The sequence below is a fragment of the Aeromonas sp. SG16 genome (assembly GCF_024436135.1).
In the GTDB taxonomy this organism is placed as follows: Bacteria; Pseudomonadota; Gammaproteobacteria; order Enterobacterales; family Aeromonadaceae; genus Aeromonas; species Aeromonas jandaei.
In genome coordinates, this window is record NZ_JANFNW010000009.1 from 37296 (window position 1) to 54308 (window position 17013).

The window sequence follows — 17013 nt, forward strand, 5'->3', positions numbered from 1 at the left end:
CTCTGGTGGGCTTTTTTGTGCTTAAACTCTAAGCGTGATGCTGTTATCAGGTTGTGAATCCTGCTCTTTCTTTCGCCTGATGGATCGATTATAAGGATATGTATATACATTTGAGGTCGCTATGAACAAGGAACTGTTGAACTGCGAGCGGGTCTGGCTCAACGTGACGCCCGCCACCCTGAATGCCGGACTGGCCGATTACGGTCTGCTGCCGTGCCATGCCATCGGCGTAAAGGATGGCAAGATCCACGCCCTGGTGCCGATGGCCGAGTTGAAGGGGCCGCATCCCGCTCACTGGCAGGATATGCAAGGCAAGCTGGTCACCCCCGGCCTTATCGATTGCCACACCCATCTGGTTTTTGCCGGCAGCCGTGCCGAGGAGTTCGAGCTGCGCCAGCAGGGGGTGCCCTATGCCGAGATCGCCCGTCGGGGGGGTGGTATCATCAGCACTGTGCGTGCCACCCGCGCCGCCAGCGAAGAGCAGCTCTTTGAGCTGGCGTTGCCGAGGGTGAAATCCCTGATCCGCGAAGGGGTCACCACAGTGGAGATCAAGTCCGGCTATGGCCTGACGCTGGATGATGAACTCAAGATGCTGCGGGTGGCCCGCAGGCTGGGAGAGGCGCTGCCGATCCGGGTCAAGACCACATTGTTGGCGGCCCATGCGGTGCCGCCGGAGTATCGCGATGACCCCGACAGCTGGGTCGAGACCATCTGTCAGGAGATTATCCCGGCCGCTGCCAAAGCGGGGCTGGCCGATGCGGTGGATGTCTTCTGCGAGCATATCGGCTTCTCGCTGGCCCAGACCGAGCAGGTCTATCTGGCGGCGGATCAATACGGCCTGCCGGTGAAAGGGCATATGGATCAGCTCTCCAACCTTGGTGGCAGCACCCTCGCCGCCAACTTCGGCGCCCTCTCGGTGGATCATCTGGAGTATCTGGATCCGCAGGGGATCCTGGCACTGGCCCAGCGCGGCGTAGTTGCCACCCTGCTGCCCACCGCCTTCTATTTTCTCAAAGAGACCAAACTGCCGCCGGTCGCTGCCCTGCGCAAGGCGGGGGTGGCGATGGCGGTCTCCTCCGACATCAATCCGGGCACGGCCCCCATCGTCTCGCTGCGGATGGCGATGAACATGGCCTGTACCCTGTTTGGTCTGACTCCGGTGGAGGCGATGGTCGGGGTGACCCGCCACGCCGCCAAAGCGCTTGGCGAACAGGAGCGCCTTGGCCAGCTCAGGGTGGGGATGGCGGCCGATTTCCTGATCTGGCACTGCGCCCATCCGGCCGAGTTGAGCTACATGGTCGGCGTCGATCAGCTGGCAGGCCGCATCTTCAACGGCGAGGAGACCCTCCATGGATAAATTCAACCCGGTCGACATGTCGCTCTGGCAGGGACGACAGGATCCGGAAGATGGCGAACTGGCCCTGCGCTGGCATGACAAGGTGCAGCCCTGGACCGCCGGGGCACAAGAGGCAGCAGGTGTAGTGCTGCTCGGTTTTGCCTGCGATGAAGGGGTGCGCCGCAACAAGGGGCGTGTCGGCGCCGCCGGTGCGCCGCTGGCGGTGCGCAAGCTGCTGGCCAATACCGCCTGGCACCTGAATCGACCCGTCTACGATGGCGGGGATGTGAGCTGTACCGATGGGGATCTCGATGCCGCCCACGGCCGTCTGGCCGAGCGGGTCGCCGCTGCGCTCGAACTGGGCCACTTCCCGCTGGTGCTGGGGGGCGGTCACGAAGTGGCCTTCGGTAGCTGGAGTGGCCTCAACCTGCATCTGGCGGGCCAGGGGCGGGTCGGGATCATCAACCTCGACGCCCACTTTGACCTGCGCATGAGGCAGGAATTGGCAAGCTCCGGCACCCCCTTCTTCCAGATCGCCGAGCAGTGTGCCGCTCAGGGCGCACCGTTTCACTACGCCTGCCTCGGGGTGGCCGAGACCGCCAATACCCAAGCCCTGTTTGCCCGCGCCAAGGCGCTGGGAGTGTGGCATGTGCTGGACGAGGCGATGACCCAGACCGGGCTGCCAGCCTTGCTAAGCGGGTTGGACGCCTTTATCGCCGATTGTGATCACCTCTATCTGACCATCGATCTCGACGTGCTGCCCGGCAACCTGATGCCGGGAGTGAGCGCTCCCGCCGCCCGCGGCGTGGAGCTGGCGGTGATCGAACCGCTGATCGCCCATATCCGGGCCAGCGGCAAGCTCAGGCTCGCCGATCTGGCCGAGTACAACCCGACGCTGGATCAGGACAACCGCAGTGCCCGCGTGGCCGCGCGACTGGTTCATCTGTTGACCCGTTAACCCCTTTGGCCGCCCGTCGCCGAAGGCACCCTATTGATACAACAAGGAGTGTGTATGTCTGTGCAACAGCAGGATCCCCGCCATGATCCGAACCGCGTGATCCGTGCCCCGCGCGGCACCGAACTGACCGCCAAGAGCTGGCTCACCGAGGCACCGCTGCGGATGCTGATGAACAACCTGGACCCCGAGGTGGCCGAGCATCCCCAGTCGCTGGTGGTCTATGGCGGCATCGGTCGCGCCGCCCGCAACTGGGCCTGCTTTGACAAGATCGTCGAGGTGCTGACCCGGCTGGAGGAGGATCAGACCCTGCTGGTGCAATCCGGCAAGCCGGTCGGGGTGTTCCAGACCCACAAGGATGCGCCGCGGGTGCTGATCGCCAACTCCAATCTGGTGCCGCATTGGGCCAACTGGGAGCACTTCAACGAGCTCGATAAGAAGGGCTTGATGATGTACGGCCAGATGACCGCAGGTTCGTGGATCTATATCGGCACCCAGGGGATCGTGCAGGGCACCTACGAGACCTTCTTCGCGGTGGCCAATCAGCACTTCAACGGTGAACCCAAAGGGCGCTGGATCCTGACCGGTGGTCTCGGTGGCATGGGCGGTGCCCAGCCGCTGGCCGCCACCATGGCCGGTTTCTCGATGATCGCCGTCGAGTGCGACGAGACCCGCATCGATTTTCGTCTGCGCACCCGTTATGTGGACAAGAAGGCCCACAGCCTGGATGAGGCGCTGGCCATGATCGAAGAGGCCAAGCTGAGCGGCAGCGCCATCTCCGTCGGTCTGCTTGGCAACGCCGCCGACGTGTTCGCCGAGCTGGTGGCCCGGGGTATTACCCCGGATGTGGTGACCGACCAGACCTCTGCCCACGACCCGGTGCACGGCTACCTGCCGCAGGGCTGGAGCGTTGCCAAATGGCGCGAGCTGCAGCAGAGTGCCCCGCAGGAGGTGAATCTGGCCGCTCGTCGCTCCATGGCCCGTCAGGTGGAGGCGATGCTGACCCTGCAAGAGCGCGGCGCGGCGACTCTGGATTACGGCAACAACATCCGCCAGATGGCGCTTGAGGAGGGGGTGAAAAACGCCTTCGACTTCCCCGGCTTCGTCCCCGCCTACATTCGCCCGCTGTTCTGCGAGGGGATAGGCCCGTTCCGCTGGGTGGCCCTCTCTGGCGATCCGGAAGATATCTACAAGACCGATCAGAAGGTGAAAGAGCTGATCCCCGATGATCCTCACCTGCACAACTGGCTCGACATGGCCCGCGAACGTATCGCGTTTCAGGGGCTGCCGGCGCGGATCTGCTGGGTCGGGGTCAAGGATCGGGTTCGCCTCGGTCTGGCCTTCAACGAGATGGTGAAAAACGGTGAGCTGAAAGCCCCCATCGTCATCGGTCGCGACCATCTGGATTCCGGCTCGGTGGCGAGCCCGAACCGCGAGACCGAGTCGATGATGGATGGCTCAGATGCCGTCTCCGACTGGCCGCTGCTCAACGCCCTGCTCAACACCGCTGGCGGCGCGACCTGGGTGTCGCTACACCACGGCGGCGGGGTGGGGATGGGCTTCTCCCAGCACTCCGGTGTGGTGATCGTCTGTGACGGTAGCGACGATGCGGCCCGTCGCGTCGGTCGCGTGCTGCGCAACGACCCGGCCACCGGCGTGATGCGCCATGCGGATGCGGGCTACGAGATTGCCATCAACTGCGCCCGCGAGGCGAAACTGGATCTGCCGATGATTGACGGCGCCAACGGTGTCAAAGGAAAGGTGTAACACCATGTTTGAATTGACTATTACCCCGGGCGAGCTGGATCTTGCCACCCTGCGCCGCGTCAGCCGCGAGCCGGTACATATTGCACTGGATCCGGCGGCGTTGCCGGCGATCCACGCCTCTGCCGCCACTGTCTCCAGGGTGATCGAGCAGGGACGCGTGGTGTACGGCATCAACACCGGCTTTGGCCTGCTGGCCAATACCCGGATCCCGGTGGATCAGCTCGACGAGCTGCAGCGATCCATCGTGCTCTCCCACGCTGCGGGCATCGGCACCTATATGGATGACGCCACCGTGCGGTTGATGATGGTGCTCAAGCTCAACTCGCTGGCGCGCGGTTTCTCCGGCATCCGGCTGGCGGTGCTGGAGGCGCTGATGAAGCTGGTCAACGCCGAGGTTTATCCGCTGGTGCCGAAGAAGGGATCCGTCGGCGCTTCCGGCGATCTGGCGCCGCTGGCCCATATGAGCTGCCTGCTGATCGGCGAAGGCAAGGCTCGTCACGACGGGCGCGAGATCGATGCGAGCGAAGCGTTGCGGATCGCCGGGCTTGAGCCTATCGCGCTGGCACCGAAAGAGGGGCTGGCGCTGCTCAACGGCACCCAGGCGAGCACCGCCTTTGCGCTGGAAGGGTTGTTCCACGCCGAGGATCTGTTCGCCGGAGCCATCACCATCGGTGCCATGAGCGTGGAGGCGGCCCTTGGCAGCCGCCGTCCGTTCGATGCACGCATTCACGCGGTACGCGGTCAGCGTGGCCAGATTGATGCGGCTACCTGCTATCGCCATCTGCTGGGGGATCTCAGCGAGATCGGCATGTCCCATCACAATTGCGAGAAGGTGCAGGATCCCTACTCATTGCGCTGCCAGCCGCAGGTTATGGGGGCCTGCCTGACCCAGATCCGTCAGGCGGCCGAGGTGTTGGTGTGCGAAGCCAACTCGGTCTCCGACAACCCGCTGGTGTTTGCCGATGACGAGGAGATTATCTCCGGCGGCAACTTCCACGCAGAACCCGTGGCCTTTGCGGCCGATAATCTGGCGCTGGCCATCGCCGAAATCGGCTCGCTCTCCGAGCGGCGCATGGCGCTGCTGATCGACTCGCGGATGTCCGGTCTGCCGGCGTTTCTGGTCAACAATGGTGGGGTCAACTCCGGCTTCATGATCGCTCAGGTCACCTCGGCGGCGCTCGCCTCCGAGAACAAGACCCTGGCCCATCCGGCCTCGGTAGACAGCCTGCCCACCTCCGCTAATCAGGAGGATCATGTCTCCATGGCGACCTTCGCCGGCCGCCGGCTGGCGGACATGGCCGAGAACACCCGTGGCATTCTGGCGGTGGAACTGCTGGCGGCGGCGCAGGGGCTCGATTTCCGTGCTCCGCTGCGGGCCAGTGCAGGGGTGGAAGTGGCCAAGGGGCGGCTGCGCGCTCACGTCCCCTTCTACGACAAGGATCGCTACTTTGCCCCCGATATCGAGGCGGCCGCCGCGCTGCTGGGGCGTGCCAGCTACAACGATCTGATCCCGGCCGGGGTGCTGCCCAGCCTGTAAGCCTTGAGCCCCCTTCTCCCCTGGCGGGAGAGGGGTAGGGGATGAGGGGGACGCCGCTTCACTGGTATCCGTGAGATCCCGGCGCTGATAACAAAAGACCGCCCAATCGGGCGGTCTTTTCGTCTCTGCGATAGTCGGTCACTGGTGCTCGAACATCAGGAACAGATAGACCACGAACAACACCAGATGGGTGGCACCGTGCAGCACATTGGTACGGCCGCTGCTGAAGGTCACCTTGCACACCATGAGCGTAGTGATGAGCAGCACCATGTCGGCAGCTGAGAGGCCGAGGCGCACCTCCTGACCCAGCATGGAGCCGATAAAGAGCACTGCCGGCACGGTGAGGGCTATGGTGGCCAGCACCGAGCCGAAGTAGAGGTTCATGGCCCGCTGCAACTGATTGTTGATGGCCGCCTTGATGGCGCCAACCGCCTCGGGGGCCAGCACGATACAGGCCACGATAAAGCCGCCGAGCGCCTGCGGCGCTGACAGCACCTTGACCCCGTAGTTGATGGGGATGGCCAGGGTCTTGGCCAACAGGATCACCACCACCAGATAGGCGAGCAGCAGCAGGGTGTGATAGACGTTGCTCTGCAGCGGGCCGTGGTGCTCCTCGTAATCCTCGTGATCGCTGTCGACAAAGAAGTGGCTGTGGCTGCGGGTCTGGATCAGCAGGAAGACTACGTAGAGCAGGATCGAGATGGTGATGAGCATCCATGACATGGCGCGCGACATGCTGCCAACCGTGCCCCCTTCGGTGAAGTTGGGCAGCACCAGACAGAGCAGGGCGAGCGGGATGATGGCCACCAGATAGGATTTGACCCCGTCCAGATTGAAGCTCTGGGTGTGGTAGCGCCAGCCGCCAAACAGCAGGGTGAAGCCGACCAGACCGTTGGTGACCAGCATCACCACGGCGAACATGGTGTCACGGGCCATCACCGGATTGGGCTCGCCGGTCAGCATGACCGAGGAGATCATCACCACCTCCAGCGAAATGACCGAGAGGGTGAGGATCAGGGTGCCAAAGGGTTCGCCCAGCTTGATGGCGAGGGCATCGGAGTGGCGCACCACCGAGAAGATGGCCCAAGTGACGATGGCAAGCAGCCCCGCCGACACAGGAAGATAGATCCCGAGCGGAGTTGTCTCTGTCAGCAGGTCGCTGCCGAGCGTCTTGAAAAAGAGCAGGGTGAGCAGGCCGACGGGCAGGGCAATCTCTTGCCGGATAACTGTCTTCATAGGCAATGGTTCTCTTCTGGGGCGACCGGTGGGCCGGGAGATGAATGGAATGTGCAACGGGCGGTTGCACCCTGACCAGCCCCTTATGATAAAAGCTCTTGGCCTCGAGGGGCAGCCCATTTTGTTAACAGATGTAAATCGGGTGCCTGGATCGGAGCAGATCTCGGGTTGTGGCGGTGCCGATGGCAGGCTTGCCCCGTTGGCAAGGCTCTGCTGAAATGGCTCCCCTCTGATCAGGAGTCCATTTGATGCTGTTGCCACCCATCTCTCACGACTATGAATCGGCCTGCGCAGCCGAACAGGCGGCGCTCTCGGCCAGTGATCCGCTGGTGATCGTGGCCGCCAGTGCCAGGATCCGCATCGATCCCGTCTATTACAGGCTCGGTCTGGCGGGCAGTGAGCCGCAGATCCGGGTGCGGGAGCCGGTTGCCAAAGCGCTGGCGCGGGTAGCCGCAGCGCTGCCTGCGGGATTGGGGCTCACCTTGCTCGACGGATTTCGCAGTCGCGCCACGTCTCTGGCTATCTTCGAGCGGATCAAGGGCGAAATTGCCGCAGCCAATCCCGACTGGGATGGCGCCCGGCTTGAGCAGGAGACTCGCCGTTTCTGTGCCCATCCCTCTGACCCCGGTCACTATCCGGTGCCGCCCCATCTGTCGGGCGGAGCCATCGATCTGCTGCTGCACGATCTGGCGAGTGGCGAGCCGCTCGACTTTGGTACCGGCTTTGACGATATCAGCGAGCGGGCCGAGAGCGACTATTTCGAACGCCCCTGTGCGGGAATGAGCGAGGCGCGGCGGTTGCAGATCCGTGACAACCGCCGTCTGCTGTTCTGGCTGATGCGGCGGGAAGGGTTCAGCAACTATCCCGGCGAGTGGTGGCATTTTGATCTGGGCGACTGCCTCTGGGCCCGTTTTCGCGGCGGTGAGTACCGCTATCCTGCCGCGGAGTGAGTGATCCCGGAGCAAACCCCGGGAAGAGAGTTATCTTCTTTGTCGTCAGGCCGTTTCCGCCATGGGTTGGCGGAAGGCCTGTTGCCAGAGCTGCAGCTCCTGCAGCGGCATGGGCTTGCCAAAGACATAGCCCTGTATCAGATAGACTCCCTGCCGATACAGGTAGTCGACCTGCTCCTGAGTCTCGACCCCCTCGGCAATCATCTCCATCCCCGACTCTCGGCCAAAGGCGATGATGGCATCCAGCACGCTGCGTTTGAGGTCGTCGGTGCCTATGGTGTCGACGAACATCTTGTCGATCTTGATCTGGCGGATCCCGAGGCTCTGCAGATAGGCGAAGCCGCCATAGCCGGTACCAAAGTCATCCAGTTTGATGTGATATCCCCGCTCTTGCAGGGCATTTATCTCGCGGGTAGCACTCTTGATATCGGTCAGCGGTTTGCGCTCGGTCAGCTCAAAGGTGAGCTGGGCGGGGGAGGGCCACTGATGTTGTTGCAGCAGGTTGCGCAGCAGAGGCTGCTCGATATGGGCCGCTACCAGATTGACGCTGACCCACTGAGTTGCAGTCAGAGAGGAGCGGTCTGTGAGTACCCGCTCCAGCAATTGGGCGGTTATCGGCAGGATCAGCCCCTGCTCTTCGACATAGTCAATAAAGGCACCGGGAGGTACCAGTTCACCGCCGCGCCGCCAACGCAGCAGCGCCTCGAAGCCAACGACTTCTTTGGTTCTGCTATCTACTACTGGCTGATAGAAGGGTTCAAATTCCTGATTTTTCAAACCGATCTGCAGCAGTCCTTGCAGCGAGCGCTGATAGTGGCGATGCAACCAGTAGGCACCAGTCAGCAGGATACCCAGCGCTACACCAATCCATAAAGCCAGGGTTTCAGCCTGCGCTCTGGCATACCTTGTCAGTGCCTGACCTGCCCACAACGTCTGCTTGGTCAAGGTATTGGGTTCGTAAGAGTCGATTCCGTGAGGATCTTCTTCCTGTTTGATTTGTTTGTCGCCACGCGGCAACGGAGGGACCGAGGAATTCTTGTTGATCAGGTTGAATTCGAGATAGAAGCAGTCGGCACAGGGGGTCTGAAGGATTTCGTGGATCCAGCTGTTGTCCAGCACCCAATAGGCAATGTTGCCGTTGGCTGCCTTGTAGTAGACCACCAGTTCCTGCTCCGTATTGAAGCTGGGCTGCGTGGCTGTCAGGCCGAACGGACCTATAGCAGTGTTGCCTGGTCGTGATTTGATGGCAATCGAGATACCTTGCCCCATGCTGGAGCAGACCTGCCCCGAGCCAAGCTCCAACCCTTGCAGGCGAATATGGGTGTTGTAAAAACGGGGGTTGCGCAGTAACGACATATCCCTGGCGCCGCAGTTGAATTCGAACTGCTTCAACTGGGTTGCAAGAATCTCATGAAGAAGGTTGAAGCGTTCTGTGTTGGCCCGCTTTATCTCGGCCATCTTCTGCTCCAGCATTCTGTCTGCAAGAGGTTCAGCCAGCCAGTACGCAATTGATTGACTGACAAGAACAGGAAAAACCAACAATAACAAGTGGATAAGTATTGATGGGATGCGCACTGGGTTACCTGCTGTATGGTTGGCCCATATGGGCAACATCGATTTTATTGCATTAGTACAATCAATTTGAAGCGAGATTGTCAGTTGCCTTGATTAAATTGTTAACATAATGATTTTAAATAACTTTGTGCCATGGTTATGGAGAGATTCAATCGTTAACCTGTCATAAATGACAATTGCCCGACTTATCCGAACGCATTAGAGTAGCCCCCGCGGTTTGACTCACCGTGTGTTCAATACTCCTGTATCTGTTTTTTGTCAGTAGCACAGAGTGTTAGTTTTGATATGAGTGTTCCTTTTGGTCCCTTTTGCAGGGACCATTTTTCTTTCTGCCGTTTTCCGCTCTTCTCTCTTCGTTTGCTCCGCGCTTGGTAATCCCCCCCCGCTTTCGGTATCCTCGCCCCTTTGAAATTGCAGAAGCGGGATCTCCATCCATAGCAGCACGCTGATCGCCGCTGCTACCATGAGGTCACATGGATGATACTGGGCATACGGAAAGGCGCATGAAACTGACTACACAGCTTGTCTCGTTTATCACCCTGTGCGTGATTGCCTCCATGGCGACCGTGCTGATTGGCGGCGTGTTCAGCTTTCGCGAGCTGGGGATGGAGCTGCAGCAGAAGAGGGTTGATGCGCTGGTCGAGGTGATCGACAAGCAGCTCGATGTCTCCCATGACATGAACGAGATGAGTCACTGGTTGCCCACCCTGCTGCGTGCTTCCCACGTCGTCGAGCTGGAGGTGCGCCAGAACGATCAGCGTGTCTACTGGTTTCGCGATGTGCAGCGTTCGGTCGATGAGCAGCTGTTGCTGCCATACAGCAAGGCGCTGACCCATCAGGTCAGCATGCAGGCCAATCTGAAGCTGGAGCGCCCCTTCAAGGAGGCTGAGTACTCCATCAAGGCGATGTCCGGTATCTCCTTCGGCGTTTTTATCGTGGTGTTCGGCCTCTGGTACTCCATTCGCTGGCTGCGTCAGCAACTGCGCGGTGCCGAGTTGCTGGCCGAGCGTGCTCAGCTGATCCTCGATGACAAACTCTCCAAACTGAATCACGACCCCGCCGAAGAGTGGCCGGTTGCCGCCAGTCAGGCGCTCGACCATCTGCTGGCCGAGCTGGCGGATGCCCGCAAGGAGCGCAGCCGCTTCGACAACTTCATCCGCAGCAATGCCTTCGTCGACAAGATGACCGGCATTGGTAACCGTCTCTTTTTCGACAACCGGCTCGAGAGTGCCATCATGGAGGCGAGCGTGATGAGCGGCGGCGTGCTGCTGATCGATCTCGCCTGTCTCGAGGATCTGGAGGCCGAGCAGTTCGATCTGCTGGGTCATGACCTGATGCTGGAGGCAAGCGCGACTATCGGGGCCTTCGTGCGCAAGCACAGTGGCGCCCTGCAGGCCCGCTATGCCGGGCAAGTGTTTGCCGTGCTGCTGCCCAATATGTCCGAGAGCGAGATGGTGGACAGTGCCAGTCAGCTGCTCAAGAGCCTGCAGCGCCTCCACTGGCCGCAGGAGGTTAATCCGGAGACTGCAGTTTATCTCGGTGCCGTCTGCTATCAGTCGCAGGACTCCCTGCTCAAGGTACAGGAGGAGGCGGAGCTGGCCCTCAAGAGCGCCCGTCTGCAAGGGCACAACGGCTGGTTCCTCTACGAAAAGCAGCTGGATGAGGAGCAGAGCAGCAAGGGGACGGTGCGTTGGCGTACTCTGCTCAGCCGTCGCCTCGAAGAGCAGGCCATCGAATTTTATATCCAGCCGATCCAGCAGGATCGCGGGCAGGTGGTGCTGCAGCAGGAGCTGCTCACCTATCTTGAGGATGAGCAGGGGCGGCCACTGCCGGCCGGGATCTTCATGCCGATGGCCGAGAAGGTGGGGCTGTTGCTCCAGCTGGATCGACTGGTGGCGGAACAGACCCTGGCGTTGCTACGTCAGCGCTCCGACCAAAGCTGCCCGGTCAGTCTGGCTCTCAGCGCCCAGAGTCTGCTCCATCGCGACTTCCAGCGCTGGCTCTTCTTCGCTCTGTTCCAGCTGCCACGCAGTACCAACGAGCGGCTGATCCTGCAGCTCTCCGAGGCGCAGGTTACCCGCCATTTCGAAGCCCTCAAGCGACCGCTGCGCTCCCTGCGGATGCTCGGATGCATGCTGGCCATCGACCATGCCGGCCAGGATGTGGTGAGCACCCAGTACATCAAGGAGTTCGAAATCAATTTCCTCAAGCTCCACCCCAGCCTGGTGCGGGAGATCCATGCTCGCCAGGTGAACCAGATGGCGGTGCGCAGTCTGGTGGGCGGCTGCGCCAATACCCCGACCCGGGTATTGGCTGTTGGGGTCGAGAGTGGTGACGAGTGGAAGATGCTGCGTCACCTCGGGGTACATGCGGGGCAGGGCCCCTGGTTTGCGCTGCCCGAGCGACTGGTGATGGAACCGGCCGAAGCCTGATGTCTCAGAGGCGGCCCTGCTCCCTGAGCCCGGCCAGCCCCTGCATGCCACCAGTGTGGATAAAGACGATCCTGCTGCCCGGGGCAATGCGACCCGCAGCCAGCTCGCGAAACAGTCCGTACATTGCCTTGCCGCTGTAGATGGGTTCCAGCGGCAGACCGGTTTCGGCGCTGAAGGCCTGTACCCACTGCCAGAGCGCCGGGCTGAATCTGGCGTAACCTCCATCGTGATGATCCAGTGCGATCTGCCAGCCGTGGGTTGTGGCGGCGGCGGAGTAGAGGCGGCGCACTTCGTCGGCGATAAAGCTACCTCCCTTGAGCACGGCGATGGCGAGGATCTGCTCCCTTTCCAGCTTGCCTGCAATCAGGCCGGCCAGGGTGCCGCCGCTGGCGCAGGGGAGCACCCAGAGATCCGGCGAGAAGGGGAGCTCGGTTACCAGTTCGGCCACGCCGGGGATGGCGAGAGGGCTGCTCCCGCCTTCGGGAACGATGAGGGTGTCTGCGGCTTCAAATTGAGCCAGCCATTCCGGCTCCTGCCGCCGCCGGTAACTCTGCCGATCGACAAAAACGAGATCCATGCCCCAGCGTCTGGCATCGCTCAGGGTAGAGTTGCTGACTGAGTCACTTTCGCCCCGTATGATACCTGTGGTGCGAAGGCCAAATTGATGGCCGGCAGCGGCCAGGGCATGGATATGATTGGAGTAAGCGCCACCAAACGAGAGCAGGTGGCGTTTGCCGTGTTCGCGGGCATGGTGCAGATGGTATTTGAGCTTGCGCCACTTGTTGCCGGAGATGAGCGGATGGATCAGATCGTCCCGTTTGCACCAGAGTTCGACGCCATAGCGGGCCAGCAGTGGATGGTGAATCGCTTGCAGTGGTGACGGGCCAATGGCACTGATTTCAAACGCCGGCGGCGAAGGGTTGGCTTGCAATGGTGAGTCCCTCTTTTGTCTGGAGGCTAATCTGCTGTTTATGTTAATGTTTCACTCATTTAATCACTAATGACGGGCGGGCTTACATGAAACAACTGTTCAGACGGTCGACGCCAAGCCGCCAGGTGGGGCTTTTGCTGGCCAATGACAGGATCATGCTGGCAGCTGTGGGCAATCCCCCAGTGTTTGCTACGCGCGCCATCAACAGCCCGCAAGAGTGGCCGCTCGCCGTCAACGAACTTTTCACTCGCCACGGCCTTGCCAAATCCCGGGTACGCGTTGCTCTGGCCGCCCCGCTCTATCAGCAGATCCAGATCGACAAGCCCGCCGTCCCCGATGCCGAAATGGCGGGGGCGCTCCCCTGGGCCATCAAGGATTATGTCAACGAGCCGGTGCTGCAGCTCGCCATGGATTACGTGGATCTGCCCACCCCACCCGCCGGTCGACCGCGGATCAATGTCATCTGCCTGCCCAAAAGCAGGGTGCAGCAACTGGCGGAGGCGATCAACGGCATTGCCACCCTGCAATCCATCATCAGTGACGAGCTGGCGCTGACCTCCCTCTATGAGGCGGATGAGGTGGTACGCATGCTGCTCTGGCAGCCGAAGGGTCAGGATCTGCAACTGCTGGTTTTCCATCAGGGGGGGCTCTGTTTCTCCCGCCAGTTGCGTGGCTTTGCCTCCCTGACCGGCGAACAGGAGCCTGACAGCATGTTGCTCGACTCGCTGGCGCTGGAGATCCAGCGCTCGTTTGATTATCTGGTCGGTCAGCTCAAACTGCCGGAGATTGGCCAGATGCAGCTGGCCGTCGCCTCGCCCTTTATCGGTACCCTGGTGCGCCACATGGAGCATACCTTCGGCCTCGCAGTCTCCGCCATGGCCAACAAGGCGGTACTGGCCGGGGTCGAATACCTCTCGGCCTATGCCGCCGCCATCGGGGAGGATGCCTGATGAAACGTCAGATAAACCTTTATGGCGCCGAGTTTCACCCCAAGCGGCAGTGGGCAAGCCTCAACCAGATGGTGCTGGCGTGGGGTGTTGCTCTGCTTGTCATCTTGCTGGTCGGCGCCGGTTACGGTTGGCAGCAGCACAGTGTCAGCAGGGCGCTGGCACAGGTCAATGCCGAGCTGGCGCTCAAGCGCAGCGAGGCGCAGCGACTCGATGCCGATCTGGCGCGCCATCTGGCCGATCCGGCTCTGCAGCAGCAGTTGCTCAACAAGCAGGATGATCTGGGGGCCAGACAGGAGCTGCTGCGCCAGCTGGGCTCCTTATCCCTGCAAAAATCGCAGGGGTATGCCGGAGTGATGGCCGATCTCTCCCGCATTCGCAGCAGCAATCTCTCCCTGCAACGGATCGAGATCCTCGAAGGGCGGATCAATCTCTCCGGCTTTGCCGGTCGCAGTCAGGATGTGCCGGCCTGGGTCAATCGCTTCAAGCAGGCACCGACCCTGATGGGCAAGGAGTTTGGCGAGTTGACCCTGAGTCGTGACAAGGAGGGGCGTCTTGCGTTCCAGTTGAGTGGCATTGCGCGGGAGAAGCCCTGATGAACCTGAAAGCACAATGGCAGGAGTGGTCCCGGCGAATTAACGCCCTGAGCCAGCGGGAGCGGGTGCTGATCCTGCTGACCGGGCTGGTGCTGCTGGTGGCTGCCTGCGTCTATGGCTGGCTGGATGGGGCTGATACTCGGCTGCGGCAGGATCGCATTACCCTGAGCGCAGCCGAACGCGATCTCGAGATCCTGGGGCTGGAGAATCTGGGCAAGCAGGCTCGTCTGCAGCGGGATCCCAATCAGGGGGTTCGTGAACAGCTAGCCCGGGTGGATAGTGATCTTGCCGCTGTCGATGAGGCGCTCAAGGCCCAAACCGTCGACCTGATCCCGGCCCATGAGATGCCGCAGGTGCTGGAGGCGCTGCTCTCCCGCTCTGCCAATCTCCATATGCTGGCACTCAGTTCATTGGAGCCGACGCCGCTGATGGCCGGAGAGCAGGGGCAGAAGGTCAATCTTTACAAACACGGTATTCGTCTCCAGCTGGAAGGCGGTTATTTCGATGTGTATCAATATCTCAAGGCGTTGGAGGCGTTGCCTCGCCACTTTTACTGGAAACAGTTCGATTATCAGGTGAAAGCCTATCCGGGGGCTGTGGTGGAGATGGAAATCTACACCCTGAGTACCAGCAAGGAGTTTATTCGTGGCTAGATGGTTTGCATTGGGGGCGTGCCTCTTTGCGTTGCTGGCGCAAGCCGGGCAGACCGAGGTGTTGCAGGATCCCACCGCGCCATTGGCCGACATGGCGGTTGGCGCGAGTGCAACCGGCCAGAACAGCGCCGGCTTGCCGAAGCTGCAGAGCATCATGCTGGGCAATGGCCCGGCACTGGCGGTGCTCAATGGCAAGAGTTATCGGGTCGGGCAGCTGGTGGACGGCTACAAGCTGGTGGCCATCAATGCCGATGCGGTTGTGCTGGAAAAGGCGGGGAAACGCCATTCGGTGGCACTGTTTGCCAGCAAGATCAGGGTTTGAGCCGCACTAGCCATTGGCAGGTAAGCCGGGTTTATCGAGTTTCATTGCAGGGTGCACTAATTACATGAAAATACACCGTTTCTGTCTGATCACCTTGGCCATGATGGCCGCAGGCTGCACTACCTACAAGCACCCCGAGCCAACTCAGGCCAAGGACGCGCTCAAGCAGGCGATGAATGAGCAGCAGAAGCAGCAAAATGCCCCCCTGACCACACTGCCCAAGTCGGTGCAGAGCGAGCTGCTGCAACTGAACCGGCCGCAGATGCCGGTTGCCATGCCGGAGAAGCGGTTGCGTATTGCTGCCCATGATGTGGAGGCGGTAGAGTTTTTCGGTTCCCTGTTCAAGGGCTCCCGCTATAGCGTGGCGGTGCATCCCGGGGTCTCCGGGCTGGTCTCGGTCGAGCTGAAAGATGTCACCCTGCCCGAAGTGCTGGCGGTAGTTGGCGATATGTATGGCTTCGACGTGCAGCGCAAGGGGAGTGTTTTCCATATCTACCCTGCCGGCCTGCGTACCGAGACCATCCCGGTCAACTATCTGATGCTCTCCCGCCGCGGCCTCTCCCGCACCTCGGTCAGTACTGGCGGGGTGACTGCCAATGACAACAACAACGGCAGTAACAGCAATTTCGACAGCTCATCCAGCAACAGCACGACCAATAGCACGACAAATAACTCGAGCAACTCGAACAGCAGTGGCAATGGCACCCGGATCGAGACAGATAACACCAACGACTATTGGACCGATTTGCGCGATGCACTGCAGACCCTTGTAGGCAATGGTGACGGACGTGCTGTCATTACCAGCCCGCAGGCGGGTCTGGTGACGGTGCGGGCCTATCCAAAAGAGCTCAAGGCGGTGCGCGAGTTCCTCAGTCAGTCGGAAGAGCATCTCAAGCGTCAGGTGGTGCTGGAGGCTCGTATCCTTGAAGTGACTCTTGGTGAGGGTTATGAGCAGGGGGTGGACTGGAGCGGTCTCTCCGCAAGCTGGGATGGTGACAAAGGAATAACTGGGGGAGGCTCTCTTGCCAACACCCAGCTCCCTACGACCGGCAATGAAATATTTACCGCACTGGGTGGCGGGGCCGGGTTTAAGGTCTCTGACGGCAACTTCAATGTGGCGGTCAAGTTGCTGAAAACACAGGGTGATGTGAATACCCTCTCCAGCCCGCGCGTGACGGCCACCAATAACCAGAAGGCGGTGATCAAGGTGGGTACCGATGAGTATTACGTAACCAACGCCTCCACCACGATTACCTCGACCTCGACCGGGACGGACAAGACGCCAAACGTCGAGCTGACCCCCTTCTTCTCGGGGATCGCGCTCGATGTGACGCCGCAAATAGATGAGAATGGCAAGGTGCTGCTTCATATTCACCCCTCCGTCATCGACACCTCGGAGCAGAATAAGACAGTCGATTTGGGAACCGGCGGCAAGATTACTCTGCCACTGGCCAAAAGCGATATTCGCGAGTCAGATACCGTGGTGCAGGCTAACAACGGCGATATCATAGTGATCGGTGGCCTAATGAAGACCGACAAGTCGGAAAGCGTCAGCAAGGTGCCGTTGCTGGGCGATATCCCCTGGGTGGGCGAAGCCTTTACCAACCGCAGTAAAAGCAACAGGAAGGTAGAGCTGGTGATTATGCTCAAGCCGACCGTCGTCGATAAGGATACCTGGCAGAACGAGCTGCAGCGTTCCGCCGACCTGCTCGACAAGTGGTATCCCTCCAAGGGCTAACTCATGACTCAGCGAGCGGTCAGTCTTATTTCGGGTGG

Annotated in this window: 14 protein-coding genes; 11 read left to right on the top strand and 3 right to left on the bottom strand. The window is 60.8% G+C overall.

Annotated elements, in window-relative coordinates; genetic code table 11:
* Positions 1-121: 121 nt before the first annotated feature.
* From hutI to hutH, 4 genes are read left to right on the top strand one after another with little or no spacing between them, the layout of a single operon-like run.
* The gene (gene hutI, locus NOM67_RS17705) at positions 122-1357 is read left to right on the top strand and encodes an imidazolonepropionase (protein WP_255938978.1); all 1236 of its coding nucleotides are present in this window, start codon (positions 122-124) and stop codon (positions 1355-1357) included.
* Entirely contained in the window at positions 1350-2294 is a 945-nt protein-coding gene (gene hutG / locus NOM67_RS17710) for a formimidoylglutamase (protein ID WP_255938980.1), read from the top strand. Before hutI ends, hutG begins: the two co-directional genes overlap by 8 nt.
* Before the next feature lie 54 nt (positions 2295-2348).
* Complete coding sequence (hutU, locus tag NOM67_RS17715) at positions 2349-4058, top strand: urocanate hydratase (protein WP_255938981.1); 1710 nt, start codon at positions 2349-2351, stop codon at positions 4056-4058.
* A 4-nt stretch (positions 4059-4062) separates the two neighbouring features.
* The gene (gene hutH / locus NOM67_RS17720) at positions 4063-5595 is read left to right on the top strand and encodes a histidine ammonia-lyase (RefSeq protein ID WP_182927018.1); all 1533 of its coding nucleotides are present in this window, start codon (positions 4063-4065) and stop codon (positions 5593-5595) included.
* A gap of 138 nt (positions 5596-5733) precedes the next feature.
* On the opposite strand, the gene NOM67_RS17725 is transcribed toward hutH, so the two are convergent.
* Entirely contained in the window at positions 5734-6831 is a 1098-nt protein-coding gene (locus tag NOM67_RS17725) for a calcium:proton antiporter (protein ID WP_042032262.1), read from the bottom strand.
* A gap of 248 nt (positions 6832-7079) precedes the next feature.
* On the opposite strand from NOM67_RS17725, the gene NOM67_RS17730 reads away from it, so the two are divergent.
* Positions 7080-7781, top strand: coding sequence for a M15 family metallopeptidase (locus tag NOM67_RS17730; RefSeq protein WP_182927019.1), 702 nt, complete (start codon positions 7080-7082; stop codon positions 7779-7781).
* Between the two features lie 45 nt (positions 7782-7826).
* Here NOM67_RS17730 and NOM67_RS17735 read toward each other — a convergent pair whose 3' ends face one another.
* Positions 7827-9395, bottom strand: a complete 1569-nt coding sequence (locus tag NOM67_RS17735; protein ID WP_255938983.1) for an EAL domain-containing protein — start codon at positions 9393-9395, stop codon at positions 7827-7829.
* Between the two features lie 464 nt (positions 9396-9859).
* Between NOM67_RS17735 and NOM67_RS17740 the strand changes: the two genes are divergently transcribed.
* The gene (locus tag NOM67_RS17740; protein WP_255938985.1) at positions 9860-11788 is read left to right on the top strand and encodes an EAL domain-containing protein; all 1929 of its coding nucleotides are present in this window, start codon (positions 9860-9862) and stop codon (positions 11786-11788) included.
* 4 nt (positions 11789-11792) lie between these two features.
* Here the strand turns inward: NOM67_RS17740 and NOM67_RS17745 are convergent, their stop codons facing one another.
* Positions 11793-12719, bottom strand: coding sequence for a 1-aminocyclopropane-1-carboxylate deaminase/D-cysteine desulfhydrase (locus NOM67_RS17745; protein ID WP_255938986.1), 927 nt, complete (start codon positions 12717-12719; stop codon positions 11793-11795).
* Positions 12720-12805: 86 nt separating this feature from the next.
* Here NOM67_RS17745 and NOM67_RS17750 point away from each other — a divergent pair, with 86 nt between their 5' ends.
* The 5 genes from NOM67_RS17750 to mshL all read left to right on the top strand — a co-directional run bounded on the left by NOM67_RS17750 (position 12806) and on the right by mshL (position 16975).
* A complete protein-coding gene (locus tag NOM67_RS17750; RefSeq protein WP_182927023.1) occupies positions 12806-13669 on the top strand; it encodes an MSHA biogenesis protein MshI in 864 nt (287 codons plus the stop codon).
* On the top strand, positions 13669-14262 hold the full coding sequence (locus NOM67_RS17755) for a PilN domain-containing protein (protein WP_071914089.1): 594 nt from the start codon (positions 13669-13671) through the stop codon (positions 14260-14262). The genes NOM67_RS17750 and NOM67_RS17755 overlap by 1 nt, the downstream gene beginning before the upstream one ends.
* Complete coding sequence (locus NOM67_RS17760) at positions 14262-14915, top strand: MSHA biogenesis protein MshJ (protein WP_255938988.1); 654 nt, start codon at positions 14262-14264, stop codon at positions 14913-14915. Before NOM67_RS17755 ends, NOM67_RS17760 begins: the two co-directional genes overlap by 1 nt.
* Entirely contained in the window at positions 14908-15237 is a 330-nt protein-coding gene (locus tag NOM67_RS17765; RefSeq protein WP_255938989.1) for an MSHA biogenesis protein MshK, read from the top strand. The genes NOM67_RS17760 and NOM67_RS17765 overlap by 8 nt, the downstream gene beginning before the upstream one ends.
* A 64-nt stretch (positions 15238-15301) precedes the next feature.
* Complete coding sequence (gene mshL, locus NOM67_RS17770; RefSeq protein ID WP_156854001.1) at positions 15302-16975, top strand: pilus (MSHA type) biogenesis protein MshL; 1674 nt, start codon at positions 15302-15304, stop codon at positions 16973-16975.
* Positions 16976-17013: the final 38 nt, after the last annotated feature.